A 25154-nucleotide genomic window follows, 5' to 3' on the forward strand; every position below is an offset into this window, starting at 1 on the left:
CCCGCCGAAAATGGCCGATTGGCGACCCGCCGAGGTTGAAAGTGCTTCACCTTGTGATGGCTTGACGCTCAACGCCTGCCCTGCCCGCACGGTCGTTCGGGCATGAAAAAGGCCCGCCTGTGGCGAGCCTTTATCTGATGAGGCGAATACCCCTGGGCGTCAGGCACCGTCCGTGAACGAGTCGCGCCGGTCATTGACACGTGCGCCGTCCGAAAAGACGTCACGCGACCCGGTAGCGCGCGCCCCGTCAGTGAAACCATCGCGGTTGCTGATGCGAGCGCCATCCAGATACACATCGCGCGTGTCCGTGGCACGCTGCCCACCGCTGTATATGTCGTACTTGACCGGTGCGGCGAAAGCCGAGGTCGAAAGCGCGGCAAGCGCGCCGATTGCGAGAGCCGATGCCAGGCGTTGTTTGAAAGCCATGTGAATCCCCTATTCTGTTTGACGACGGGCGCCGCGCCATCAGCCTGCGAAACCTGGGAGCCTTGCTGTGGGAGCGACGTCACATGGGTCAGTTTAGGGGGAAACCCGTAGTACAAAATCCAGAAGGCTTGACCAGACGCATCAAAAACTTTGAGCGACGATTTTTGCCGGGAACCTACTTGCGTCATGCGCATCCACGCCGGATCGCATGACGCGGAAAAAGTAAAAGCCCCGTGAGGGGCTTTTTCAACAAATGTCTTTCAATGATCTGGGACGGATCATCGATCAGTGGTGATGCCCATGACCGTGGCCGTGCCCGTCACCGTATCCGTAGCCGCCGCGTCCACGCCAGCCCGGGCCGTAGTAGTAGCGCGGGCCACCACCGTAGTAGCGAGGACCACCGCCGTAGTAGCGCGGCGCGCCGTAATAGACCGGAGCCGGACGGACCACCACCGGAGGCGGACCGTAGTAGACCGGAGCCGGTGCCACCACGACAGGCGGGGGCGGTGCGTAGTAGACAGGTGCCGGCGGATAGTACGCAGGACCACCCACCACGACGCCAGGAACACCGATCGCGACGTCGACGTTCACACGCGCCATTGCAGCGCCCGACGCCAGCGCGGCGGCTACACCGAATGCTGCGAACAACCAACGTTTCATGATCGTGCCTCTATGAGTTAGGAAGAAACAGGTGCTAGGTGCAGTCCTGTTACTCGTTATTGTACGAGGTCACCGATTCCGAGGTGAAACGGAGGTATTGACATTGTTACCGCCGGTAACAGCGGGATCACATATGGCGTGCGACGTATTCGCTTGCTTACTGTCGTCGTAGCCACCACAATACCGGGCTTGCCGTGCGGCCGTGGAGAAATTGGTAGACTCAGCAGACTTAAAATCTGCCGCTCTTACGGGCTTACGGGTTCGACCCCCGTCGGCCGCACCAACGCTCTCCCCCTCCAGATTTCCCGCCTCAGCGCCCGTCAGTCGATCAGACCAGGATCGCGCAGAGCGTAGCGCCCACCACCATCAGGAAGACAAACAGCAGCCCGGCCAGCGCCAGCGGCTTGCGGCCAGCGCGCAGCAGATCGCCGATGCGCGTATGCAGGCCGATGGCAAGCATCGCGCAGGCCAGCAGCCAGTTGTCCAGCGCCGTCAGCGCGGGCTTCCAGGTCATCGGCACCAGTTCGGCCGAATTCAGCGCCATCACCGCGACAAACCCCACCGCGAACCAAGGCACCGAACGCAGCAGTCCCTTCAGGTTGCGCGTGCCACCAGCTTCTTGCGACCAGCTCGTGCGCGGCCAGAGCGCCATGATCAGCAGCAGCGGGCCAAGTGCCAGAACACGTACCATCTTCGCCACCACGGCGGCATCGGCCGTGGCATCGCTGACCATCTTGCCCGAAGCGATCACCTGCGCCACCTCGTGCAGCGTCGCACCGGTGAAGATACCGAATGCGCGCTCGCTGATTGCAAGGTGCCAATGTTGCGTGGCCAGTTCGTAGATCCACGGGTAGAGCAGCATGCCAGCCGTGCCGAACAGCACGACCGTGGCTACGGCAACAGCAGTCTGGCGATCATCAGTACGCACGACGGAAGACACCGCGATGGCTGCCGCCGCGCCGCAGACCGCACTGCCGGCACTGACGAGAATGGCCTCGCGGCGGCTCAATCCAAAAAACGACGATCCGACCCAGGTGCCGAACAGCAGCGTCGCCACCAGCATCAGCAGGGGCACCACCACGCCACCGACACCCAGCGCGGCAATCGCGCCGAAGGTCAGACGCAGGCCGTACAAGGCCACGCCGAGCCTGAGCATGTGGTGACGGGCCACCTGCATGCCCGGCGCCAGCGGCGTCAGCCAGTGCTTGGGCATCGTGTTGGCGGCGATCATCCCGGCAAACATCGCCAGCGTCAGCGCCGACAGCCCATATTGGGAAATGGCGGGATGGTCGGCCAACACCTGCGCCAGCCAGGCGATAGCGCCCAAGGGCACCAGCGTCAGGATGCGTTTGCGCCACAACGTCAGCGTGGACGGGGCAATGGCAACCGGGATCGAGTGGGGGGCAGGAGCCGTGGACATGGCAGCGACTTGGGTTTTTGTTCGATGTATTGCAGAGTACGCACCCGCTCGTAACCCGTAAAACGGGTAATATCGTTATGCGTAATCAGTTATATCGATAGAACATGGAACAGCGCCCGCTCCGCCTGACTTTGCGCCAGCTTCAGGTATTTGTTGCCGTTGCCCAGCACGGCAGCACCATCGCGGCCGCCGACTCGCTGGCAATGTCCCAGTCGGCCGTCAGCGCATCGCTATCCGAGCTCGAACGTGCCTTGAACGGCGCCTTGTTTGACCGCGTGGCGCGGCGCCTGGCCATCAACGAAGCAGGCCGCCAGTTTTTCCCGCGTGCCCTGTCGCTGCTGGATCAGGCACATGAACTGGAACGGTTTGCTTCGGAAGGCGGCGTGCAGTTGCGCATCGCGGCCAGCAACACGATTGGCAGCTACATCCTGCCCGCGCTGCTGGCAGGGTTCCGCCATGCGCAGACCGGCCCGTGCACGCTCGATCTCCGCATCGGCAATACGCAGGACGTGCTGCAGTCACTGATGAAATTCGAGGCCGATATCGGCCTGATCGAAGGGACCAGCCACGAGCGCGACCTGCGCAGCGTGCATTGGTGCGACGACGAGATGGCCGTCATCGTGGGTCCGTCGCACCCGCTGGCGAAGATCGGCGATGACCCTGCCATCCTCCACGACATGTTGCGCGAAGCCGACTGGATCGTCCGCGAACCCGGGTCGGGCACGCGCGAGATCATCGAGGCGCGGCTGGTGCCGGAACTCGGCGCGCTACGTTTTGCGTTGGAGCTGGGCAACGCCGAGGCGATCAAGCGCGCCGTGATGAGCGGATTTGGCGTCAGTTGCCTGTCGCTACATGTGGTCCGCGACGAAATCGAGCGTGGGTTGCTGGTGGCGCTGCGCAGCGGCCTGCCGCGTGTGATTCGCCCCCTGCAGCTGGTGGTCCATCAGGACAAATTCCCCACGCAGGGACTGCTCGCCTTCACGGAGTACCTGCGCGGCGCGGCCCCGGTGGTGACCGCCGCCGTGACGCCGGATCAGGCCGGCTGAGGATCGCCCTGCTTCTTGCCATCCACGCGTGCCGAGTACCGGTCGAGCAAGTGGAACAGCACGGGGTTGAGCAGGATCGACAGCAGTGCACCCGCGAGAATCAGCGCCTGGCCGCGCTCGGGCAGGATGTTCAGGTAGACGCCAAGGCTGGCCAGGATGAACGAGAATTCGCCGATCTGCGCCAGGCTGACGGCAATCGTCAACCCGACGCGGTTGCTGTGGCCAAACACGCGCACGATGCCCAGCGCGGCCACGGACTTGCCCACCACAATGATCAGCAGCGTCGCCAGTACGCCCCACGGGTCGTTCACCAGCACCATCGGGTCGAAGAGCATGCCGACCGACACGAAGAACAGCACGGCGAACGCATCACGCAAGGGCAAAGATTCCTCCGCGGCCCGGTGACTGAACTCCGATTCGGCCAGCACCATGCCGGCGAAGAACGCACCCAGCGCAAAGGACACGCCAAACAGCGAGTACGCGCCGAATGCCACGCCCAGCGCCACGGCAAGCACACCCAGGCGGAACAGTTCGCGGCTGCCGGTCCAGACGATGCGTTCGAGCATCCACGGAATGAACCGCCGTCCAATCACCATCATCACCGCCACGAAAGCCGCCACCTTGCCCAGCGTGGCGAAGATCTCGATCAGCACGTCCATCGTGGTGGGCGCCGATGCACCGGCGGCCTCGCCTTGCGGCCCGCCACCGAGCAGGCCAGCCAGCGCAGGCAGCAACACCAGCGTCAGGACCATCGCCAGGTCTTCCACGATCAGCCAGCCCACGGCGATACGCCCCTGTTGCGACTCGATCAGGTCACGCTCCTGCAGGGCGCGCAGCAGCACGACGGTACTGGCCACCGACAGGGCGAGCCCATAGACAAGGCCCTGCCCCCAATGCCAGTCGAAACCCCACGCCACCAGCATGCCCAGGGCCGTGGCGATACCGATCTGCACGATCGCCCCCGGAATCGCGATCTTCTTCACGGCCAGCAGGTCCTTGACCGAAAAATGCAGGCCCACGCCGAACATCAGCAGGATCACCCCAAGCTCCGCCAGTTCCGGAGCCAATGCTTGATCCGCCGTATAGCCGGGCGTATGCGGCCCCACGACGATACCGGCGCACAGGTAGCCGATCAGCGGCGGCAGTCGGAACCGGTTGGCGATGGCGCCCAGGACGAACGCCAGCACGATGCCGCCAACGATGGTGCTGATAAGTGGAGTGGCGTGGTGCATGCGGCTGGGTCCTTTCCGGTTGTCTCGATGATCTGGGATGAACCAACGGCGCGCCCGCCTGCCTTCCCGCGTGTGCGCCGCGCAAGCGCACGCCGCCATGGGAAAAAAGAAAAGCAGATCGAATATTGCTCGTGGTACGGGGAAGAGCGAGCCGCTGGCCGCGGGTGCGTGACGAATCGTCGAGCGCCGCGGCGGAAGGAATGCACCGGAATACGACTACGCGAGGTGGCTTGCCACGACAGGCGCCGTCCCGGATGCGTACGGCATGACGTAATGTAACATGCGATGCACGCCGCTCAGGACGAGAGCAAGGTTAAGAAACCTGGGGATTTTGGCGAATACCGGCGCTGGAAAACACAACGGCGCCACATGGGCGCCGTCGGCTTGAAACTGGAGGCGGAGGTCGGAATCGAACCGGCGTACACGGCTTTGCAGGCCGCTGCATAACCACTCTGCCACCCCGCCAGGTGACGATGCTGGATTGTATCCGGATTCGCTGCGCTGGTCGTACTCGCGCACTGCAACGGACACCATCCCAACATGGATACCGCTAATTCAGCGATACCGCTAATGAAAAAGGGAAGCGCTGCTTCCCTTTGGGATTGGAGCGGGAGACGAGTCTCGAACTCGCGACCTCAACCTTGGCAAGGTTGCGCTCTACCAACTGAGCTACTCCCGCGTACAACTTTTACTGCCATGGCAACTTGCGCTGCCGTTCCGCCGATCTGATCAACTTCATCAGGTCACCGGATGCCATTAACCTGGAGCGGGAGACGAGTCTCGAACTCGCGACCTCAACCTTGGCAAGGTTGCGCTCTACCAACTGAGCTACTCCCGCAGGGCCCTGCATCTTACCGAAAAGCAGACTATCGCGCAACTTCTTTTAACTGCGCAGCTTTATGCTGACAATTTACGCTAAGTACCGCCTTTCTTGCTGCTTTCGTTTGCGTCGTCAGCAGCGAGAACGAGATTATTGCAAAGGACGAACCGGCTCGTCAACAACTTTTTGCGTGGTTTTTCATTTTTGCGTACGTGCCCCGCTCAGCGCATCACTGCGCTCGCGAATCTGCGGCCACGCGAGCTTCATGTAATAGAACATCGACCACAGCGTGAGCACCGCCGCCACGTAGATCATCAACGTACCGAGCATCGATGCGTCGAGGCCGAACAGCGAATCGTTGAACAACAGAAGTGGAATGGCCACCATCTGCACCGTGGTCTTCAGCTTGCCCAGGAAGTTGACGGCCACGCTCTTCGAGGCACCAATCTGCGCCATCCATTCGCGCAGTGCCGAGATCGTGATTTCGCGGCCGATGATCACCAGCGCGATCAGGTCGGCCACGCGACCCAGCGCCAGCAGCGACAGCAACGCCGCAGTGACCATCAGCTTGTCAGCCACGGGGTCCAGGAAGGCGCCGAACGCCGAGGTCTGGTTCCAGCGCCGGGCCAGAAAGCCGTCCAGCCAGTCAGTGACTGCGGCAATGATGAAGAAGGACGCCGCCGTCACGTTCTTGGTATGCATCGGCAGCCACGCCTCTGGCAGGTAATAGACCCCGACGACAAGCGGGATCATGGCCACACGAAGCCAGGTCAGCAGGATGGGAATGTTCAGGGGCATGGGCGGTGCGTTCTGGCGCCAGAAACTGGCGGTCTGCGATGTGGTCGCCAAGGCGGATTGCGCGATTGTCGCCGATTTCGGCCCGAACCCGTAAATTTCAGGCCGATAGGCGCCCAACACCCGCACAGGGCCCGACGTCAGTGAAGCTGGCGATAGATTTCCTCGGCCAGCGTGCGCGAGATGCCGTCCACGCTGGCAATCTCGTCGATACTGGCCGCCATCACGCCGCGCAGGCCGCCAAACCGCGTCAGCAACCTTTGCCGACGCCGCGCGCCAACGCCCTCGATTTCCTCCAGCCGCGATGTGGTGCGCGCCTTGGCCCGCTTGGCGCGCATGCCCGTGATCGCAAACCGGTGGGCTTCGTCCCGGATCTGCGCCACCAGCATCAGCGCCGCGCTGCCCTGCCCCAGTTCCAGCGACGGACGGCCATCGGCAAACACCAGCGTCTCCAGCCCCACCTTGCGGCCCTCGCCCTTGGCCACGCCTACGAGCAAGCCGATATCGAGCCCCAACTCCTCGAACACCTGCCGCGCCACCTCGACCTGTCCCTTGCCACCGTCGATCAGGACCACGCGCGGCATGCGAGGCACGCCTTCGGCCCCTTCTGCATTGGGGTCGCCGCCGTCTTCCTGAATCTGCTCCACCAGTTTCTGGTAACGACGCGTCAGCACCTGGCGCATCGCCGCGTAGTCGTCGCCGGGCGTGATGTCCGTGATGTTGAAGCGCCGATACTCGCTGTTCTGCATCTCGTGGTGATGGAACACCACGCATGACGCCTGCGTGGCCTCGCCCGCCGTATGGCTGATATCGAAGCATTCGATACGCAGCATGGCCAGGTCTTCCATATCCAGACAGATGGTCTCCGCCAGTGCGCGGGTGCGCGCCTCCTGGCTGCCCTGCTCGGCCAGCCGTCGGGCCAGCGCCAGGCCCGCACCCTGCGTCGCCATCTCCAGCCAGACCTTGCGTTGCCCCTGTGGCTGCTTGACGAGCGCGACCTTGCGTCCAGCCTGCATCGACAACGCCTCCACCACGGCCCCGTCGGCGGGCAGATGACTGACCACGATGATCGGCGGCGGCGCCTGGTCCAGGTAGTGCTGGACCATGAAGGCCGACAGCACCCGCGCCGCGATCCGGTCGACCGACAGCGGGCCAGCATCAACGACAACAGCCTCGCTGCCCGCCTCGCCCGCCACCTCGCCGGTGTCATCGCTGGCGTCGTCACTTTCCTCGACGATCATGGCCGCCTCGTCAGCGTGGGCCGGGAAATAGGCCTTGTCGCCCAGATGCCGCCCGCCGCGCACCATGGCCAGGTTCACGCACGCACGGCCGCCCTGCACCGCCACGGCCAGCACGTCGATGTCGCGCGCCTGACCCACCTCTTCCACCGCCTGGCGCTTGAGCACCGTCGACAGCGCGCCAATCTGGTCGCGTACCGCCGCGGCCTGCTCGAACTGAAGCTGCATTGCGTGCGACTCCATCTTCTGCTGCAGACCTTCCAGCACCTCGGTCTCGCGGCCCTGCAGGAATCGCGCGGCGTTGCCCACGTCGCGCGCATAGTCTTCCGGCGAAATCGCGTTCACGCACGGCGCCGTGCAGCGATGAATCTGATGCAGCAGGCACGGTCGCGTGCGGTTGTTGAACACGGTGTCTTCACAGGTGCGCAACTGGAACACCTTCTGCAGGATCTGCATGCTTTCCCGCACGGCATGCGCGCTCGGGAACGGCCCGAAATACTGGTGCTTGCGATCGGTCGCCCCACGGTAGTACGCCATGCGCGGGAACTTGTGGCCCGTCAGCTTCAGGAACGGATACGACTTGTCATCGCGAAACAGGATGTTGTAGCGCGGCGCCAGCGCCTTGATGAGATTGTTCTCCAGCAGCAAGGCCTCGGCCTCGGTGCGTACCACGGTGGTCTCGATCCGCACGATCTTGCCCACCATCATGGCAATGCGTGGCGATAGCTGGGTCTTGTTGAAATAGCTCGATACGCGCTTCTTCAGGTCGCGCGCCTTGCCCACGTAGAGCACGTTGCCGTCGGCATCGAAGTAGCGATAGACCCCGGGCAGACCCGGCATCCGTGCCAGGATGGGACGTGGGTCGAAGTCCGGCGCATCGGACGGCTCGGGCGTCGTCACCGGCGCAGCGCTGGATTCGGACAATACGGGATCGGTCGGGGGGACGGGTTCCTGCTCGGGCATCGGGGGAGGATTGGACGAATAGGGTGCGCCATTTGATGCGCCCACACAGGGCGCTGGCCTAGAATCGCAAGTTTAGAGCAATTCGTCCGCCGCCTTCTTGGCGGTCGACCCGTCACTGCACGCACCAATGGCAATCCGATCCTGGGACATCTTCTGCACCGTCATCGACAACTTCGGCGACATCGGCGTCTGCTGGAGGCTGGCGCGTCAGTTGGCGCAGGAACACGGCCATGCGGTACGGCTCTGGGTGGACGACCTGGCCAGCTTCACCCGGCTGGCGCCCGAAATCGACCCGACCGCCGCGCACCAGCGCCTGTCGGGCGTCGACGTCAGGCAATGGGATCCCCGGCCCGGCAGCCCGTTCGAGGCACCAGCGCCGCATGACGCCGTGATCGAAGCCTTCGCCTGCAACCTGCCCGAAACGCTTCTGGCCGCGATGGCCAGCGCGCCGCGCAAGCCGGTCTGGATCAACCTGGAATACCTGAGCGCCGAGGATTGGGTCAGCGAGCACCACGCCATGGCATCGCCCCACCCTCGCCTGCCTCTGACCAAGTACTTTTTCTTCCCCGGATTTGCCCGAGGCACAGGCGGGCTATTGCGCGAATCGATGCTTGGCGCATCGCGCGACACGTTTCGCACCAGCCCCGCCGCCCAGGCCACGCTCTGGCATCGGCTTGGCGTGCAGCCGACCGGTGGAGCGCTGAAGGTCAGTCTCTTCGCCTACGCCAACCCGGCCACGCCCGCGCTATTGGAGCAATGGCGCGACGGCAGCACGACCATCGAGTGCTTTGTCCCCCAGGGGCTGGCCGCCACGCAGATCGCCGAATGGCTGGGCGCCGACCTGGCGCCGGGCACCACGCACTATCGCCGCAATCTCGTGGTCCACGGCATTCCGTTTGTTCGTCAGGAACACTACGACGAGCTGCTATGGGCCTGCGACATCAATTTCGTGCGCGGCGAGGATTCCTGCGTGCGGGCCCACTGGGCCGCACGGCCGATGATCTGGCAGATCTATCCCCAGGAAGACAATGCGCACCACATCAAACTCGATGCCTGGCTGACCCGGTTCGCGCGCGCAGGCGTGGCGCCGGAGGCATCCGCCGCGCTGACCTCGTTCTCGCATGCCTGGAACGGCTATGGCAACGCGCCCGACTGGGCGTCGTTACACGCACAACTGCCGGCGTTGACGGCCGGCATGGACCGCTGGCAGCGGCAATTGCAGCACTTGGGCGACCTGGCAGCGAATCTGGTGGCTTTTGGCGAAAATCAGGTAAAATAGCGGGTTGATTTTGATGGCGAGCCAAGTTTCAAGGCCCAAGAACAAACTGCCGGCTGCGCGCCTTCGCCATACCGATTTCCGGGCTTCCTAACGCCCGGACCATTTTTTTCAGGAAGACAGTTCAGATGAAAATCGCACAGGAACTCCGCGTCGGCAACGTGTTCATGATCGGTTCCGACCCGATGGTGGTTCAAAAGGCCGAGTACAACAAGTCGGGCCGTAACGCCGCCGTCGTCAAGATGAAGTACAAGAACCTGCTGACGGAAGCCCCGGGCGAGTCGGTCTTCAAGGCCGACGACAAGTTCGAAGTGGTGGTGCTGGATCGTCGCGAATGCACGTTCTCGTACTTCGCCGACCCGATGTACGTGTTCATGGACACCGAATTCAACCAGTACGAAGTCGAGAAGGACAGCATGGGTGACTCGCTGAACTACCTCGAAGACGGCATGAACGTGGAAGTGGTGTTCTACAACGACAAGGCTATCTCGGTGGAAATGCCGACGACGCTGGTTCGTGAAATCATCTACACGGAACCGGCCGTCAAGGGCGACACGTCGTCGGGCAAGGTGCTCAAGGGCGCCAAGATCAATACCGGCTTCGAACTGCAAGTGCCGCTGTTCTGCAACATTGGCGACAAGATCGAAATCGACACGCGTACCGGCGAATACCGCAGCCGCGCCAACTAAGCTTCACGGCGCGATGCAAACAAAAAAGGCAGCCTCGGCTGCCTTTTTTGTTGCCCGCCAGTCTTGCCGGCGGCTTAGCGGACTAGTTCCAGATCCTTGAGCAGACGCAGCGCGGCGCGGTACTCACCTTCCTGCTCCAGCTTGTTCCAGTCCAGCGGCTTCCTGCGGCCAAACAGCTTGCGGATACGGCGCTGCGATGCCTTGCCGGCCGGCGTGCCCAGTTCGGCCAGCAACTGGTCGGCCTTCTCGGGGCTGTTGCAGATCAACACCATGTCGCACCCGGCATCGAGCGCGGCCTTGGCGCCCTGCGTCACGGTGCCAGCCACGCTGGCACCTTCCATGCTCAGGTCGTCGCTGAAAATTACGCCTTCGAAACCCATCTGGGCGCGCAGGATGTCCTGCAGCCAGAGGCGGGAGAAGCCCGCCGGATTCGGGTCCACCTTCGGATAGATGACGTGGGCCGGCATGACCGAGGCCAGGGCCGGGCCCATCCAGTCGTACGGGCGCGCGTCATGCGCGAGGATCTCGTCGAGTGGGCGCTCGTCAACCGGAACGGCCACATGCGAGTCGGCCTCCACGTAGCCGTGTCCCGGGAAGTGCTTGCCGCAGTTGGCCATGCCCGCCAGCAGCAGGCCGTGCGTCAGATGGTTGGCCAGCATGGTGACCACGCGCGGATCGGCGTGGAACGCGCGGTCGCCGATCACGCCGCTGCGGCCGAAGTCCAGGTCCAGCACCGGCGTGAAGCTCAGGTCGATATCGCAGGCGCGCAGCTCGGCTGCCAGCACATAGCCGCAAGCAATGGCGGCCTTGGTAGCCAGCAGCACGTCGCGGTCCCACAGCTGACCCAGCTTGGCCATGGCCGGCAGGTGCGTGAAGCCATCGGTCTTGGCGCGCTGTACACGTCCGCCTTCGTGGTCGATGCAGATCAGCACATCGTCGCGGACATTGCGGATTGCACGCGTCAGCGTCACCAGTTGCGCGCGCGATTCGAAGTTGCGCGCGAACAGGATCACGCCCCCGGTCAGCGGATGGGCAATGCGTCGTTCGTCGTCGGCATTGAGCTGCTTGCCCACGACATCGAGCACCACGGGACCCGGGCGCTTGCCGGACACTTTATTGTTCATATCGATTCAGTTCGAGGCTGGTTCAGGCAGCGTCCCGGGCTGGCCGGTCCGCTCCGCGATCGCGAAGGCGACCGCATACTCATGTTCATCGCTGACACTGACCCGAATGGTCAGGCCGCGTTCCCGCACCCAGTCGGCCAGTTCTCCCGCGCACTGCGGAGTCGGCTCGCCGGAAGGCAGGTTCAGCAATTCCATCGCGCGCCAGGTCATCGGCCAGCGCATGCCCAGGCCAATGGCTTTCGAGAAAGCCTCCTTGGCCGCGAAGCGCGTGGCCAAGAATGCCAGGCCACGTTTTTCGGAGCGCGCCTTGCGTGCGTGATAGACCTTCAGTTCGCGCGGCCCCAACACCTTCTCCGCAAAGCGGCCACGCGTGCGTTCCATCACGCCCTGCACGCGATCAATCTGGATGATGTCGGTGCCGATGCCGTAGATCACGCTGCCTGCCCTGGCACGGGATAGCGGGTGCCCAGGCGCGCGGCAACCATGATGGCCTTCATCTCGCGCACCGCGTTCTGCCAGCCGACGAACACCGCATGCGCCACGACGGCATGCCCGATGTTCAGCTCCTTGATGCCCGGCAGCGCGGCGATGGGCTGGACGTTCGTGTAGTGCAGGCCATGGCCGGCGTTTACGACCAGACCATGCTTCAGTCCGGCATTCACGCTTTGCGCCACGCGCTGGAATTCCGCTTCCTGCTCGGCCGGCGTATGCGCCTCTGCATAGGCGCCCGTGTGAATCTCGATCACCGGCGCCTTGCACGCAGCGGCGGCGGCAATCTGCTCTGGATTCGCGTCAATGAACAGCGACACACGGATGCCGGCGTCGGCCAGTTGCCGGCATGCGGCGCTGACCTGCTCGAAATGTCCCGCCACGTCGAGGCCGCCTTCGGTGGTCACTTCCTCGCGTTTCTCGGGCACCAGGCACACGTCCTGCGGCTTGATCTCGCAGGCGATGTCGAGCATTTCCGTCGTGATCGCGCACTCCAGGTTCATGCGCGTGGTCAGCTTTGGCCGCAGCGCGCGCACATCGGCATCGCGAATATGACGGCGGTCCTCGCGCAGGTGCAGCGTGATCAGGTCGGCGCCGGCCTCTTCGGCCTGCAGCGCTGCCTGGATCGGATCGGGATAGACCGTGCCGCGCGCATTGCGCAGCGTGGCAACGTGATCAATATTGATGCCAAGGTCGATGACCCCGGGATTCGCGTGGAAGATCATGCCAGCTTGCTCAAAGAATTTGGGAATCAGAGGTATTGCAGATCAATCAGGATCTGGCGCGTTTTCAGCGGCTCGCCCTGCAAATAATAATGCAGCAGGAACCGCATCAGTGCGCGGCTTTGCGTAACCGTTTGTGCGCGCGAGTAGTCGTCCTGCGCCATATCAAGCAGCGTCTGCCCCGCCACCACCGGCCAGCTCGACGGATCGCTGGCATGGGCGCGCCGCACGCCGCGCTCTGGCTGGTAGACGTAGTCGAGCCCCGGCTGCACGCGCTCGCCCGACTTGACGCATTGATCGAACCCAACGGCGAAGCCGGTTTCCTGCAGCAGTACACGTTCGAAGCTGCGCAGCACCAGGCTGGCCGATTCACCATGGGCCAGCCGCGTCAGCGTGATCATGTAGTGCTTGAACAGCGCGGGATGCGCATCTTCGCGCGGGCAGAACCGCAGCAGCAGTTCGTTCAGGTAGAAGCCCGACAGCAACGCGTCGCCGGCCAGCGGCAGCATGCCGCCCACGTATTCGGCCTTGGTCAGCGTCTTGACTTCGCCGCGCCCGGTCCACGACAGCGAGATGGGATGGAAATGCTGCAGCACCGGGCGCAGCGCCGAGTGCGGGCGCTTGGCGCCCTTGGCCACCATGGCCATGCGGCCGTGGTCGCGCGTGAAGACGTCGAGAATTAGGCTGGTTTCGCGGTAGGGATAGGCATGCAGCACGAACCCCGCCTCGTTGGTGACGCGCAACTCCGAGCGGGCCGGAACGATGCGCATCGCGCGATCCATCATCTCGCGCCCGGCCGCCACGGCCGGGTTCAGCGCGGGGATCGCGCCAGACTCCAGCACCTCGGCGGCTTCTTCGGCGATCGGGTCGGCACTGCGCGCACGCGGCGCGGCGGCGCGGCGCACGTCAGGCATCTTGCTCACTCGTAGCCGTAGGCGCGCAGTCTCGCTTCGTTGTCGGCCCAGCCGCTCTTGACCTTGATCCACATCTCCAGGTAGACCTTGCCATCGAACAGCTTTTCCATGTCGAGGCGGGCCTCGGTGGAAATCTGCTTGAGCTTGCTACCCTTGTTGCCGATGATCATTGCCTTGTGGGCGTCACGCTCGACCAGGATCGTGGCGAAAATCCGACGCAGCCGGCCTTCCGTCTCGAACTTGTCGATCACGACCGTGCTCGTGTACGGCAACTCGTCGCCGGTCCAGCGGAACACCTTCTCGCGGATGATTTCCGATGCCAGAAACCGCTCGCTGCGATCGGTCATCGCATCGACGTCGTACATCGGCTCGCCTTCGGGCAGGTACGGGCGGATGATGGCCAGCAGGCGGTCGATATGATCGTGCGTCTTGGCCGACATCGGCACCACTTCCGCAAACGGAAAGCGCTGCCCCATCTGTTCCAGGAACGGCATCATGACTTCGGTGCGGCCCTCGCCGAGGCGGTCGAGCTTGTTGCAAACCAGCAGCACCGGCGTGTTCTTCGGCAGCAGCGTCAGCACTTTCTCGTCATCGGGGCCGAAATAGCCGGCTTCGACGACAAACAGCACCAGATCCACCGACGACAGCGTCGATGTGACCGCCCGGTTCAGCGAGCGGTTCAGCGCACTGGCGTGACGCGTCTGGAAACCCGGGGTATCGGCGAACACAAACTGCGTGTCATCCGTGGTCTGGATGCCGACGATACGATGCCGTGTAGTCTGGGCCTTGCGCGACGTGATGCTGACCTTCTGGCCAACCAGTGCATTCATCAGCGTGGACTTGCCCACGTTCGGGCGGCCAACGATGGCCACGGTGCCGCAGCGGAAAGCCGGGGCGCCGGAGGGGTCCGCCGCAGGCTGCTGCGGAGGGAGAGAATCGGTCATTCCTTCAACCTGAGAGACAACTGGGGATCCGGTGGTACCGGCTGCTTGCGTGTCTTGCCCGTTCGCTCGGCGCGGCTGCGCTTGAGCAACTGGGGCACGAGCTTCTGGACTTCGTCCAGCGCCAGCTTGGCCGCCGCCTGCTCGGCCGCGCGGCGCGAGGCCCCGGTACCGAACACGCGCACCTCCAGTTTAGGCACGATGCATTCGACTTCAAATTGCTGGCTGTGCGCCGCACCGTGCGTGGCGATGACGTTGTACTGCGGCAGGGCAATCTTGTGACCCTGCAGGTACTCCTGGAGCAGCGTCTTGGCGTCCTTGCCCAGCGTGCGCGGGTCCACCTGCTCCAGAATGGGGATATACAGCTTGCGGATCAACGCCCGGGCGGCATCGAACCCGCTGTCCAGGAACACCGCGCCAACAATGGCTTCAAGGGCGTCGGCGAGGATCGACGGGCGGCGGAAACCGCCGCTCTTGAGCTCGCCCTCGCCCAGCCGCAGCGCATCGGACAACTGCAGCATCTGCGCGATTTCGTACAGCGCCTGCTGCTTGACCAGATTGGCGCGCACACGGGACAGGTCGCCCTCGTCCAGCTTGCCGAACATGCCGTAGAGCATGTCCGCCACCGCGCAATTCAGCACGGAATCGCCCAGGAATTCCAGGCGTTCGTTGTGATTTGCACTGTGACTGCGATGCGTGAGCGCCTGCTGCAGCAATTCGGGCTTGCTGAATCGGTAGCCGAGACGTTGCTGCAAGGCATCGAGGGTCATGTCTTTACTGCGTTCCCGAATAGGTAATCAAAAAACTCAACGGACCATAGATCTTGACTTCGGTCCGGTACTCGAAGCCGATCGAGCGAATCCGCCCGGCCTCGTCCTCGTTCACATCCAGATCCTCGCCCCGGATCGAACTGATATTGTCGATCTGGGCTTGCTTGTCGAAATTCGCCGCCACTTCCTTGCGGTTATTCGACCGGTCGCGCGCGTAATTCGTCGCGCGCTTGACCGAGAAATATTCCAGCATGCTGGGTATCGACTTTACCGCCGGCAACGCTACCGCCAGCACCAGCGCGACAACCACCAGCATCGAACCCATCGAAAATCCACGTGACTTATTCTTCACAGAAACGCGGACTTTCCCCCTGTAACCCAAAGACTTCTGACCCATTGCGCTGCCCTCTTTATTGAGTGTTTTGCGCTGCGCGGCATCCCCAAGCGTATTACTTGAACGACCCCACGCGCCCGAAATTGCCCAGATTCATCCAGATCATGAAAGCCTTGCCGACGATATTCTTGTCCGGCACAAAGCCCCAGTATCGGGAATCCAGGCTGTTGTCACGGTTATCCCCCATGACGAAATAGTGACCTTCCGGCACTTTACACGTCAGTCCCTGCTGATTGTAAGTGCAGTTTTCGCGGAACGGAAAATCCGGATCGGCGCCAGCCACGAAGGCGGGACGGTCCGAGTCGTTCAGAATGCCATGTTCGGGGCCGTCCGGCAGCTTTTCGGTGAAATGCTTCGAATAGGACAGGCGCTCTTCATCGAGATAATCCGGCAGCGCGCTGTATTCCGCCGGCTTGCCGTTGATGGTCAGCTTCTTGTTCTCGTAGCGCACCACGTCACCCGGCACCCCGATCACGCGCTTGATGTAGTCGAGCGACTCGTCCTTCGGGTAGCGGAAGACCATCACGTCGCCGCGCTGCGGTTCGCCGATATCGATGATCTTCTTGTTCACCACCGGCAGGCGAATGCCGTAGTCGTACTTGTTCACCAGGATGAAATCGCCGATCAGCAGCGTCGGGATCATCGAGCCAGACGGAATCTTGAACGGCTCCACCACGAACGAGCGCAGCACGAAAACCGCCAGGATCACCGGGAAGAAGCTCGCCGAATATTCGAGCCACCACGGCTGGCGCATTTTTTCCTCGGCCAGCTTCGCACGCGAACGATCCAGCTCCGGACCCGCCTGCACCACCTGCATGTGCTGGCGCTGGGCGTCGAATTCAGCCAGCGCCAGTTGCGTCGTGCTGCGGCGTTGACGCTCGAATACCAGCTTGTCAGCAACCCAGGCAATGCCCGTAATGACCACCAGCACAAAAAGGATCAGTGCGAAATTCATGACGGCTTGAAATGATGTTTGTTGGTTTTCGCCGGCGTGTTATTGCCAGTGCGTGCGCTTATTTTTCGTCCACCTGCAGGATCGCCAGGAAGGCCTCTTGCGGGATTTCCACGGTACCCACCTGCTTCATGCGCTTCTTGCCTGCCTTCTGCTTTTCCAGCAGCTTCTTCTTGCGCGAGATATCGCCGCCGTAGCACTTGGCCAGCACGTTCTTGCGCAGCGCCTTGACGTTTTCACGCGCGATGATGTTCGCGCCGATCGCCGCCTGGATGGCCACGTCGTACATCTGGCGCGGAATGATCTCGCGCATCTTGGCAGCGACTTCGCGGCCACGGTATTGCGAGTTCGAGCGGTGCACGATCACGGACAACGCGTCGACCTTGTCGCCGTTGATCAGGATATCCACCTTGACCACGTCCGACGGGCGATATTCCTTGAACTCGTAATCCATCGACGCATAACCGCGCGACACCGACTTCAGGCGGTCGAAGAAATCCATGACGATTTCCGCCATCGGAATTTCGTACGTGAGCTGCACCTGCTTGCCGTGGTAGCTCATATTGATCTGCGAGCCACGCTTCTGCGTGCACAGCGTGATCACCGACCCGACATATTCCTGCGGCATGTACAGGTTCACCGTGACGATCGGCTCCAGGATCGCGTCGATCCGGCTCGGATCGGGCATCTTGGCCGGATTTTCCACAGTGACCGTCGTGCCGTCGCGCTGCTGCACCTGATAGACCACGGTCGGCGCGGTCGTGATCAGGTCCATGTCGAATTCGCGCTCCAGGCGCTCCTGCACGATTTCCATGTGCAGCAGGCCCAGGAAACCGCAACGGAAGCCAAAGCCCAGTGCCTGCGACACTTCGGGCTCGAACTGCAGCGATGCATCGTTCAGGCGCAGCTTTTCCAGCGATTCGCGCAGTGCTTCGTACTGGTTCGATTCCACCGGATACAGGCCTGCAAACACCTGCGGCTTGACTTCCTTGAAGCCCGGCAGCGGCTCGGGGGCACGCTTGGCCATCGTGGTGATCGTGTCGCCCACCTTGGCGGCCTTCAGTTCCTTGATGCCCGCGATCACGAAGCCCACCTCGCCCGCCGTCAGCGCGTCGCGCTGGACCGACTTCGGCGAGAACACGCCAACCTGCTCCACCAGATGCTGGGAGCCCGTGGCCATCAGCAGGACCTTGTCCTTGGGACGCAGCACGCCGTTCACCACGCGCACCAGCATCACGACGCCCACGTAGTTGTCGAACCACGAATCGATGATCAGCGCCTGCAGCGGCGCGTCTGCGTCACCCTTGGGCGCCGGCACCTTGGCGATCAGCGCCTCGATCACGTCTTCCACGCCCTGGCCAGTCTTGGCCGAGCACGGAGTGGCGTCGCTGGCATCGATGCCGATGACGTCCTCGATTTCCTGCTTCGCGCTGTCCGGATCGGCCTGCGGCAGGTCGATCTTGTTCAGCACCGGCACCACTTCCACGCCCAGTTCGATCGCGGTGTAGCAGTTGGCCACGGTCTGGGCTTCCACGCCCTGCGACGCGTCCACCACCAGCAGCGCGCCCTCGCAGGCCGACAGCGAGCGGCTGACTTCGTAGCTGAAGTCGACGTGCCCCGGGGTGTCGATCAGGTTCAGGTTGTAGACCTTGCCGTCGCGTGCCTTGTAGCTCAGCGCAGCGGTCTGGGCCTTGATGGTGATGCCGCGTTCCTTCTCGATATCCATCGAATCGAGGACCTGCGCTTCCATTTCCCGATCGGACAGCCCACCGCAGCGCTGAATGATCCGGTCGGCCAAGGTGGATTTGCCATGGTCGATGTGGGCAATGATCGAGAAATTACGAATGTGGTCCATCTAGTATCTGGAGAACGCCAACGCTGTCCGGCAGATCAGGATGGCGCGGGCGCGGCAAAAAAGTGGGGGCGCAAGGTTTTGCGCCAATCCGCGATTTTACAGGATTTTCAAGGACTTCCGTCGCGCGAAATGCCTTCGCGGACCATGATTCGGAGACTTGCGGGATGGCGTTTCATGCACCTCGCAAAAAAGGTCGCGCCGGAGGGCATCCGGCGCGACCTTTGCGGCTTCGGGCGCCCGCTGGCGCCCGAAGCCTCAGCGGCCCTGGCTGGGCCGCAGGGTCAGTACTTGCGTCGCGTCGCCACGACGAACGAACACGGCGGCCATGCGGTTCTTGTCGAGCCCCTTGACCAGGTCATTGAACTGGCGGGCGCCCGTCACGTCGGTGTCACCCACGCGCAGGATCACGTCGCCCGGACGGATACCGGCACGCGCCGCAGGGCCGTCCGCCGTCTCCACTTCCACGCCGGACTTGACCTTCAGCTCGCGCAGGCGGGCCTCGGGGATGTCGTTGACGATCAGGCCCAGTGCGTTGGGCTTGGCAGCCGACTGCTCGTCGCCGCTGTTGCCCTTGCGGTCGCCCTTGCGGGACGCGGTCTTGGCGTTGTCAGGCTCCAGCTCGGCCACGGTGATCTGCACGTCGCGCGTCTGACCTTTGCGCCATACCTGCAGCGGCACCCGCGTTCCGGGCTTGGTATCACCCACCATGCGCGGCAGGTCGGATGCCTTCTCGATATCACGGCCATTGAACTTCAGGATGATGTCGCCCGCCTCGATACCCGCCTTTTCGGCCGGTCCGCCCGGTTCGACACTGCCCACCAGGGCACCCCGGGCACGGCCCAGGCCCAGCGAATCGGCGGCTTCCTTGGACACGTCGCTGATCGCCACGGCGATCCGGCCACGCGTCACCTTGCCGCTGACCTTCAGCTGCTCCGTCACGCGCATCGCTTCGTCGATCGGAATCGCGAACGAGATGCCCATGTAACCGCCGCTGCGGCTGTAGATCTGCGAGTTGATGCCGATGACTTCGCCGCGCAGGTTGATCAGCGGGCCGCCCGAGTTGCCGGGATTCACGGCCACGTCGGTCTGGATGAACGGCAGGTAATCACCGGTATCACGACCCTTGGCCGACACAATACCCGCGGTCACGCTGTTGTCGAGGCCAAACGGCGAGCCGATGGCCAGCACCCATTCGCCGGGACGGATCTTGTCCGAATCGCCCAGGGCCAGGCGCGGCAGGCCGGTTGCGTCGATTTTCAGCAGCGCCACGTCGGTACGCTTGTCCGAGCCAATCAACTTGGCCTTGAACTCGCGCTTGTCGGGCAGCGTGACATAGATTGTTTCGGCATCGGCCACCACGTGGGCGTTGGTCATCACATAGCCGTCCTGGCTGATGATGAAGCCCGAACCCACGCCCCGGCTCTGCTCTTCACCCTGCGGCGGGGTCTGCGGCTGACCGCGCCGGGGCGGCGTCGGGGCGCCAGGCATCGGCACGCCAAAGAAGCGGCGGAAAAACTCCGCCATTTCGTCGTCCTCGGGCGAGTTGCCGCGCGACCGGATCCGCTCGGTGGTGCGGATATTGACCACGGCGGGACTGGCCTTTTCCACCAGGTCCGTGAAATCAGGCAGGTTGTAATTCGAAGCCGCGGCCTGGGCATGACCCAGTTCGGAAATGGCCGGACCAAGCACGAGCATGGCCACCATGACCATGGCCCGCGCCAGGGCGGGGGATCTGGAAATCATCGACGAACTCCCGGGAGAATCAGCGAGAAACGGATGCTTCGCGGCTGGCTGGGCCGAGCACCTGCGAAGCGCACTGCCTGGTGGTCCGGCGCGGGATTCGCTGCCCCGTCGCCGCCACGCCAAGATTCGTTCAGTGTAGCGCCTTGGGCGGACGGTACTCCACGCCGGCTGCGAACTGCTTCACAGTGGCGGCAGGCACTTCGCCGACCACGGTAATCCAGTAGTCGTTCACCCGTCGCACCACCACCTGGGTGGCACCCAGTGAAGCCACGCCTTCGCGGCGCGCGCGCTGTTCGGAAACCGGCTCGATAAACACCGACAGGCCAGTCAGGCCGTCGCTGTAGACCACCTGCAATACCTCGAACACGCCGGCCGGCTTGCTGCCTAGTGTCGGGGCACGCAGTTCGCCAAGCGGACGGCGGACTTCGCGAATTCTCTGGAAACCCTTGATCGGCGCATTGATCGTCCAGCCCTCATCGGCAATATTGGCCGGCTGATAGCTAACCTCGTAGTGATTCCACGAGCTCGCGCCCTTGATCGCACTGAGGATGCGCTGCTTGTCGGAGGGCACGCCGATATCGACCTGGGAAAACGCCACCTGCTCGAGCACCTTGTTGCCCTCGCCGATCGTCTGCGCGCGCATCAGCAGGCCGGAATTCTTGTCGGCCCACAGACGCACCGCATAGCGGGCCGTATCGTGCGGTTCCAGCGAGAACACTTCGCACTCGACGCCGGCCACACGCTCGGCCGGCAGCTTGCGCATGTCGTACAGATCGAGCACGTCGCTCTTGTTCGTCGCCAGCAGCGCCGGGAAGCGATCCTTGGCTTCCTGTTTCTCGATCACGACGAGCTTTGCCTCGGGAATCAGGCTGTGCACCACATCGTTCTGGCGCAAGACTTCGCGCGGCTTGCCGTCGAGCGTTTCCAGCCGCTCGTACTCGTTGTTCACGAGGTCGCTGTAATGCTGGATACGCGAGGCATGCATGACGCTGCCGCGCTGGTAGATCAGCGTTCCGACGTAATTCTCGCGCTGCGCCGCACGGTGGATCTTGGTGAGCCACGCGGTGGCATCGCGGCGGCTCAGCGTGCTATCAGACGGCTGCGCAGTCGCTGCAGCAGCGGTCAGACACAAGGCCAGAAAAAAGGACCTGCGCAGGCCCTTCTTTCCGTGTGCACCCACGACATCGGCGGGCGACGGTCCTTTATGCATGTCCGGCATTATTCCTGCGAATTGTCCTGGGAGAAATTGGCACCATTGGCCACTGTACGCATGGTCGGCACAAAGGCGTCCGTTGCGACAGACGTGCGATGCGCACGCAGGTATTCATCGAGTCGCGGATCGCGAATCATCTGCGCGTTGTCCGCCGACACCGTAACGATACCGCCCTGTACGGGAGCGGCCGGGACGCCAGCCTTCATTGCGCCACCCGGTTGCTGCTCGACACGCGCCACGATGGCATCCGGCGCACCGGCATCGCCCGTACCGCGCATTTGCGGCACGACGACCCAGCTGACCGCAGCCACGGCGGCGGCGATTGCGGTGCCAGGCACCACGCGACGCACCCACGACGGACGCACCAGCAGGCGGTGACGCCCGGCCGCGGCCACGGCGGGCACCAGCACGTGCGGCTCGGCTTCGAGCCGCGCGGAAAATTTGGAAAGAAAATCGGCGGTAGAACCCGCGTGCGTCAATTCTTCCGAACGCAGCGTGTCACCGATAAGTTGGTACATCGACCAGTCGGCCATCCCGACATCGTCCTTTGCGATATCGAGTGCCGCACTGACTTCGTGCGCCGCGAGTTCCCCATCCATCAGGATCGAGACCTGCTCCGCTGCTTCCATTACATGAACCGACTGCTTATGAGCCTGACCCATTTCCAACCCCAAGAAATTCCATTGAACACCGATAAATCCCGTCACTACCGCTTGTCGTTTATCGATGCAGGAATAGGCTGCAACGCTGGCTGCACGACATTCTCACTTACCACCGCTTGCCCTCTGCCGTTCCCAGCAGGGGTCGCAATTTCTCGGCGATCGCCTCGCGCGCCCGGAAAATCCGCGAGCGCACCGTGCCGATCGGGCACCCCATCGCCTCCGCGATCTCCTCATAGCTGAGGCCTTCGATCTCGCGCAGCGTGATGGCGGTACGTAATTCTTCCGGCAATGCTTCCATCGCGCGGTTCACCGTATCGGCAACCTGGCGCGTGTGGAGCATGGACTCCGGCGTATTGATATCCCTTAGTTGCTCACCGTCCGCAAAAGTTTCAGCCTCTTCGGCATCGATATCGCTGGACGATTCCGGGCGGCGTCCCTGGGTCGCCAGGTAGTTCTTGGCAGTGTTGACGGCGATTCGATACAGCCAGGTGTAGAAGGCGGACTCCCCCCGGAACTGGGGCAAGGCACGGTACGCCTTAATAAAGGCATCCTGCGCCACATCCTCCACTTCGGCGGGGTCACGGACAAGGCGCGAGATGAGACGGATGATCTTGCGGTGGTACTTGACCACCAGCAATTCAAAGGCCTTCTTGTCGCCCTGCTGGACGCGTTCAACTAGAAGCTGATCGGCTTCGCGTTCGCTCACGAATGGTTCACCTGCTGCAGTGTATCTCTTGGTTTCGTCGTCACGACAAGCGTTGTATTTTACCTACGATCGGGGCGCCATCGGGTATCTCGGAGCGCATTCTGTGACTGCGGCTACGCTATTTGGTTCCACAGTCAACGCGTGGCGGTTGCGTGTGTGCAACCCGCGGAACGAAGGCAGAGACGGCCTTGGGGAGGTGCACAGATGGGGCCGGGACCCATCCATCACAAGCGGATGGGTCCGGCACCGCGCGAAAAACGTATCGCGCGCTTAGATACGGCGGAAAACCAGCGTGCCGTTGGTGCCGCCGAAGCCGAAGTTGTTCTTCACGGCCACATCGATCTTCATTTCACGGGCGGTATTCGCCACGTAGTCCAGGTCGCATTCCGGATCCTGGTTGAAGATGTTGATGGTCGGCGGCGATACCTGGTTGTGGATCGCCAGCACCGTGAAGACCGATTCCAGCCCGCCGGCGCCACCCAGCAGGTGGCCGGTCATCGACTTCGTCGAGTTGACCGCAACCTTGTAGGCGGCGTCGCCCAGCGCCAGCTTGATGGCGTCGGACTCGTTCTTGTCGCCAAGTGGCGTCGACGTACCATGCGCATTGAGGTAGTTCACCTCGTCCGCGTTCACGCCGGCATCCTTGAGCGCCGCGGCCATGCAGCGGCGCGGGCCGTCAGTGCTCGGCGCGGTCATGTGGTACGCGTCACCGCTCATGCCGAAGCCAACCAGCTCGGCGTAGATGCGTGCGCCACGTGCCTTGGCCGCTTCGTACTCTTCCAGCACCAGCACGCCAGCGCCTTCACCCAGCACGAAACCGTCGCGATCCTTGTCCCACGGACGCGAAGCCGTCGCCGGATCGTCATTGCGGGTGGACAGCGCGCGAGCGGCGGCAAAGCCGCCGATACCGAGCGGAGACACCGTCGATTCGGCACCGCCGGCCACCATCGCATCGGCGTCGCCAGCCTGGATCAGGCGGGCAGCCAGGCCGATGCTGTGCAGGCCGGTCGTGCAAGCCGTCACGGCGGCCAGGTTCGGACCGCGCATGCCGTGGATGATCGACAGGTGGCCGGAGATCATGTTGATGATCGAACCCGGTACGAAGAACGGCGAAATCCGGCGCGGGCCGCGATTGGCCAGCGTCATCTGCGTGTCTTCGATCATCGGCAGACCGCCGATGCCCGAACCCACCAGCACGCCGACGCGATCGGCATTGGCCTCGGTGATTTCCAGGCCGCTGTCCTTCAGCGCCTGGGTGCCGGCCGCAATGCCGAAATGGATAAACGTATCCATATTGCGGGCTTCCTTGGCGGGGATGTAATCCTCGGCATTGAAGCCCTTCACTTCGCCGGCGAAATGCACAGCCAGGGCGGAGTGATCGAATTTGGTAATGGTGGCGATGCCGGACTTGCCGGCTACCAGGTTGGCCCAGCCTTCGGCAACCGTGTTTCCGACCGGAGACACAAGGCCAAGCCCAGTGACGACGACGCGACGACGGCTCACTATATTTTCCTACGAGTGCGTGAAGTAAAACCGGAATGCTTCAGGATCCCGCTGCGCCTGCCGACAATTCATGGCATGGGCACACTGCGCGGAACCTTTCCAATTCAGCTTCTTCGAACAGACGAAAGCCACAGAAAACAGCATGACAGGACCGTGACGGCCCCGCCCATGCGCCTTCTGTGGCTCGGAATATGATGACGACGGCTTAGGCCTTGACGTGCGCGGTGGCGTAGTCGATGGCTTGTTGCACGGTCGTGATCTTCTCGGCTTCCTCATCCGGAATTTCCATGCCGAATTCATCTTCCAACGCCATCACGAGTTCAACCGTGTCCAGCGAGTCCGCACCGAGATCATTCACGAACGACGATTCGTTCTTGATGTCTGCCTCGGCCACGCCAAGCTGTTCAGCCACGATTTTCTTGACGCGTTGTTCGATATTGTCCATGTAACCCTCCAGGGAAGTTCGACAAAAAGTGGGCGCATTTTAGCAGGTTTGGACCACAAAAAATCCGCCTGCCAACCTTTGCAAGATTCGCGCCCGATTGGTTTCAAAAACTACAACTTCAGCCGGCTTCTTCCGGCTTCTCCCTCGAAACCGAAG

At 62.9% G+C, this 25154-nt stretch carries 24 protein-coding genes and 4 tRNA genes; 4 read left to right on the forward strand and 24 right to left on the reverse strand.

Translation table 11 applies throughout. The annotated features are described in order from the left end of the window. Positions 1–159 precede the first annotated feature (159 nt). Both MFF62_RS17825 and MFF62_RS17830 read right to left on the reverse strand, forming a co-directional pair. Positions 160–426 (reverse strand): hypothetical protein, encoded by a 267-nt coding sequence (locus MFF62_RS17825; protein ID WP_238264463.1) that lies wholly within the window; start codon positions 424–426, stop codon positions 160–162. A gap of 285 nt (positions 427–711) precedes the next feature. Next, positions 712–1086 (reverse strand): hypothetical protein, encoded by a 375-nt coding sequence (locus MFF62_RS17830; RefSeq protein ID WP_238264464.1) that lies wholly within the window; start codon positions 1084–1086, stop codon positions 712–714. 196 nt (positions 1087–1282) lie between these two features. Here MFF62_RS17830 and MFF62_RS17835 point away from each other — a divergent pair. Then, a tRNA-Leu gene (locus MFF62_RS17835) sits at positions 1283–1369 on the forward strand. Between the two features lie 45 nt (positions 1370–1414). On the opposite strand, the gene MFF62_RS17840 is transcribed toward MFF62_RS17835, so the two are convergent. Then, the gene (locus MFF62_RS17840) at positions 1415–2506 is read right to left on the reverse strand and encodes a YeiH family protein (protein ID WP_238264465.1); all 1092 of its coding nucleotides are present in this window, start codon (positions 2504–2506) and stop codon (positions 1415–1417) included. A 104-nt stretch (positions 2507–2610) separates the two neighbouring features. Here MFF62_RS17840 and MFF62_RS17845 point away from each other — a divergent pair, with 104 nt between their 5' ends. Beyond that, positions 2611–3552 (forward strand): LysR family transcriptional regulator, encoded by a 942-nt coding sequence (locus tag MFF62_RS17845; RefSeq protein ID WP_238264466.1) that lies wholly within the window; start codon positions 2611–2613, stop codon positions 3550–3552. Here MFF62_RS17845 and MFF62_RS17850 read toward each other — a convergent pair. The 6 genes from MFF62_RS17850 to uvrC form a co-directional block, all read right to left on the reverse strand. Further along, a complete protein-coding gene (locus tag MFF62_RS17850; protein ID WP_238264467.1) occupies positions 3540–4784 on the reverse strand; it encodes a cation:proton antiporter domain-containing protein in 1245 nt (414 codons plus the stop codon). The genes MFF62_RS17845 and MFF62_RS17850 overlap by 13 nt on opposite strands. Before the next feature lie 391 nt (positions 4785–5175). Then, positions 5176–5249, reverse strand: a tRNA-Cys gene (locus tag MFF62_RS17855). 138 nt (positions 5250–5387) lie between these two features. Next, positions 5388–5463, reverse strand: a tRNA-Gly gene (locus MFF62_RS17860). A gap of 83 nt (positions 5464–5546) precedes the next feature. Next, positions 5547–5622: transfer RNA gene (locus MFF62_RS17865), tRNA-Gly, on the reverse strand. A gap of 180 nt (positions 5623–5802) precedes the next feature. Then, complete coding sequence (gene pgsA / locus MFF62_RS17870) at positions 5803–6402, reverse strand: CDP-diacylglycerol--glycerol-3-phosphate 3-phosphatidyltransferase (RefSeq protein ID WP_238264468.1); 600 nt, start codon at positions 6400–6402, stop codon at positions 5803–5805. A gap of 137 nt (positions 6403–6539) precedes the next feature. Continuing rightward, positions 6540–8600 carry an excinuclease ABC subunit UvrC gene (gene uvrC / locus MFF62_RS17875; RefSeq protein ID WP_238264469.1) on the reverse strand — a complete coding sequence of 687 codons (2061 nt, stop codon included), beginning with the start codon at positions 8598–8600 and terminating at the stop codon, positions 6540–6542. A 127-nt stretch (positions 8601–8727) separates the two neighbouring features. On the opposite strand from uvrC, the gene earP reads away from it, so the two are divergent. Both earP and efp read left to right on the forward strand, forming a co-directional pair. Next, positions 8728–9879: an elongation factor P maturation arginine rhamnosyltransferase EarP gene (gene earP, locus MFF62_RS17880; protein WP_238264470.1), complete on the forward strand. Its 1152-nt coding sequence runs from the start codon at positions 8728–8730 to the stop codon at positions 9877–9879. A gap of 125 nt (positions 9880–10004) precedes the next feature. After that, positions 10005–10565 (forward strand): elongation factor P, encoded by a 561-nt coding sequence (efp, locus tag MFF62_RS17885; protein ID WP_238264471.1) that lies wholly within the window; start codon positions 10005–10007, stop codon positions 10563–10565. A 74-nt stretch (positions 10566–10639) separates the two neighbouring features. Here efp and nagZ read toward each other — a convergent pair whose 3' ends face one another. The 15 genes from nagZ to acpP all read right to left on the reverse strand — a co-directional run bounded on the left by nagZ (position 10640) and on the right by acpP (position 24998). Beyond that, on the reverse strand, positions 10640–11689 hold the full coding sequence (gene nagZ / locus MFF62_RS17890) for a beta-N-acetylhexosaminidase (protein WP_238264472.1): 1050 nt from the start codon (positions 11687–11689) through the stop codon (positions 10640–10642). Positions 11690–11695: 6 nt separating this feature from the next. Continuing rightward, entirely contained in the window at positions 11696–12124 is a 429-nt protein-coding gene (acpS, locus tag MFF62_RS17895) for a holo-ACP synthase (RefSeq protein ID WP_238264473.1), read from the reverse strand. Next, positions 12121–12903 carry a pyridoxine 5'-phosphate synthase gene (gene pdxJ / locus MFF62_RS17900; RefSeq protein WP_238264474.1) on the reverse strand — a complete coding sequence of 261 codons (783 nt, stop codon included), beginning with the start codon at positions 12901–12903 and terminating at the stop codon, positions 12121–12123. The genes acpS and pdxJ overlap by 4 nt, the downstream gene beginning before the upstream one ends. 26 nt (positions 12904–12929) lie before the next feature. Continuing rightward, positions 12930–13814, reverse strand: coding sequence for a DNA repair protein RecO (gene recO, locus MFF62_RS17905; RefSeq protein WP_238264475.1), 885 nt, complete (start codon positions 13812–13814; stop codon positions 12930–12932). Between the two features lie 5 nt (positions 13815–13819). Then, positions 13820–14758, reverse strand: coding sequence for a GTPase Era (gene era, locus MFF62_RS17910; RefSeq protein ID WP_238264476.1), 939 nt, complete (start codon positions 14756–14758; stop codon positions 13820–13822). Next, on the reverse strand, positions 14755–15525 hold the full coding sequence (rnc, locus tag MFF62_RS17915) for a ribonuclease III (RefSeq protein WP_238264477.1): 771 nt from the start codon (positions 15523–15525) through the stop codon (positions 14755–14757). Before rnc ends, era begins: the two co-directional genes overlap by 4 nt. 4 nt (positions 15526–15529) lie before the next feature. Next, on the reverse strand, positions 15530–15850 hold the full coding sequence (locus MFF62_RS17920) for a DUF4845 domain-containing protein (protein ID WP_238264478.1): 321 nt from the start codon (positions 15848–15850) through the stop codon (positions 15530–15532). 124 nt (positions 15851–15974) lie between these two features. Then, positions 15975–16874, reverse strand: coding sequence for a signal peptidase I (gene lepB / locus MFF62_RS17925; RefSeq protein ID WP_238264479.1), 900 nt, complete (start codon positions 16872–16874; stop codon positions 15975–15977). A gap of 58 nt (positions 16875–16932) precedes the next feature. Then, the gene (lepA, locus tag MFF62_RS17930; RefSeq protein ID WP_238264480.1) at positions 16933–18726 is read right to left on the reverse strand and encodes a translation elongation factor 4; all 1794 of its coding nucleotides are present in this window, start codon (positions 18724–18726) and stop codon (positions 16933–16935) included. Positions 18727–18981: 255 nt separating this feature from the next. Then, on the reverse strand, positions 18982–20469 hold the full coding sequence (locus tag MFF62_RS17935; protein WP_238264481.1) for a DegQ family serine endoprotease: 1488 nt from the start codon (positions 20467–20469) through the stop codon (positions 18982–18984). Between the two features lie 130 nt (positions 20470–20599). Then, entirely contained in the window at positions 20600–21679 is a 1080-nt protein-coding gene (locus MFF62_RS17940) for a MucB/RseB C-terminal domain-containing protein (RefSeq protein WP_238264482.1), read from the reverse strand. Between the two features lie 8 nt (positions 21680–21687). Then, positions 21688–22344 (reverse strand): sigma-E factor negative regulatory protein, encoded by a 657-nt coding sequence (locus MFF62_RS17945; protein WP_238264749.1) that lies wholly within the window; start codon positions 22342–22344, stop codon positions 21688–21690. A gap of 106 nt (positions 22345–22450) precedes the next feature. Continuing rightward, positions 22451–23050 (reverse strand): RNA polymerase sigma factor RpoE, encoded by a 600-nt coding sequence (gene rpoE, locus MFF62_RS17950; protein WP_238264483.1) that lies wholly within the window; start codon positions 23048–23050, stop codon positions 22451–22453. A gap of 270 nt (positions 23051–23320) precedes the next feature. Then, positions 23321–24553 carry a beta-ketoacyl-ACP synthase II gene (gene fabF, locus MFF62_RS17955; RefSeq protein ID WP_238264484.1) on the reverse strand — a complete coding sequence of 411 codons (1233 nt, stop codon included), beginning with the start codon at positions 24551–24553 and terminating at the stop codon, positions 23321–23323. A 205-nt stretch (positions 24554–24758) separates the two neighbouring features. Next, complete coding sequence (acpP, locus tag MFF62_RS17960; protein ID WP_008644813.1) at positions 24759–24998, reverse strand: acyl carrier protein; 240 nt, start codon at positions 24996–24998, stop codon at positions 24759–24761. Positions 24999–25154 lie beyond the last annotated feature (156 nt).

Source organism: Cupriavidus pauculus, assembly GCF_022179805.1.
Lineage (GTDB): Bacteria > Pseudomonadota > Gammaproteobacteria > Burkholderiales > Burkholderiaceae > Cupriavidus > Cupriavidus pauculus_E.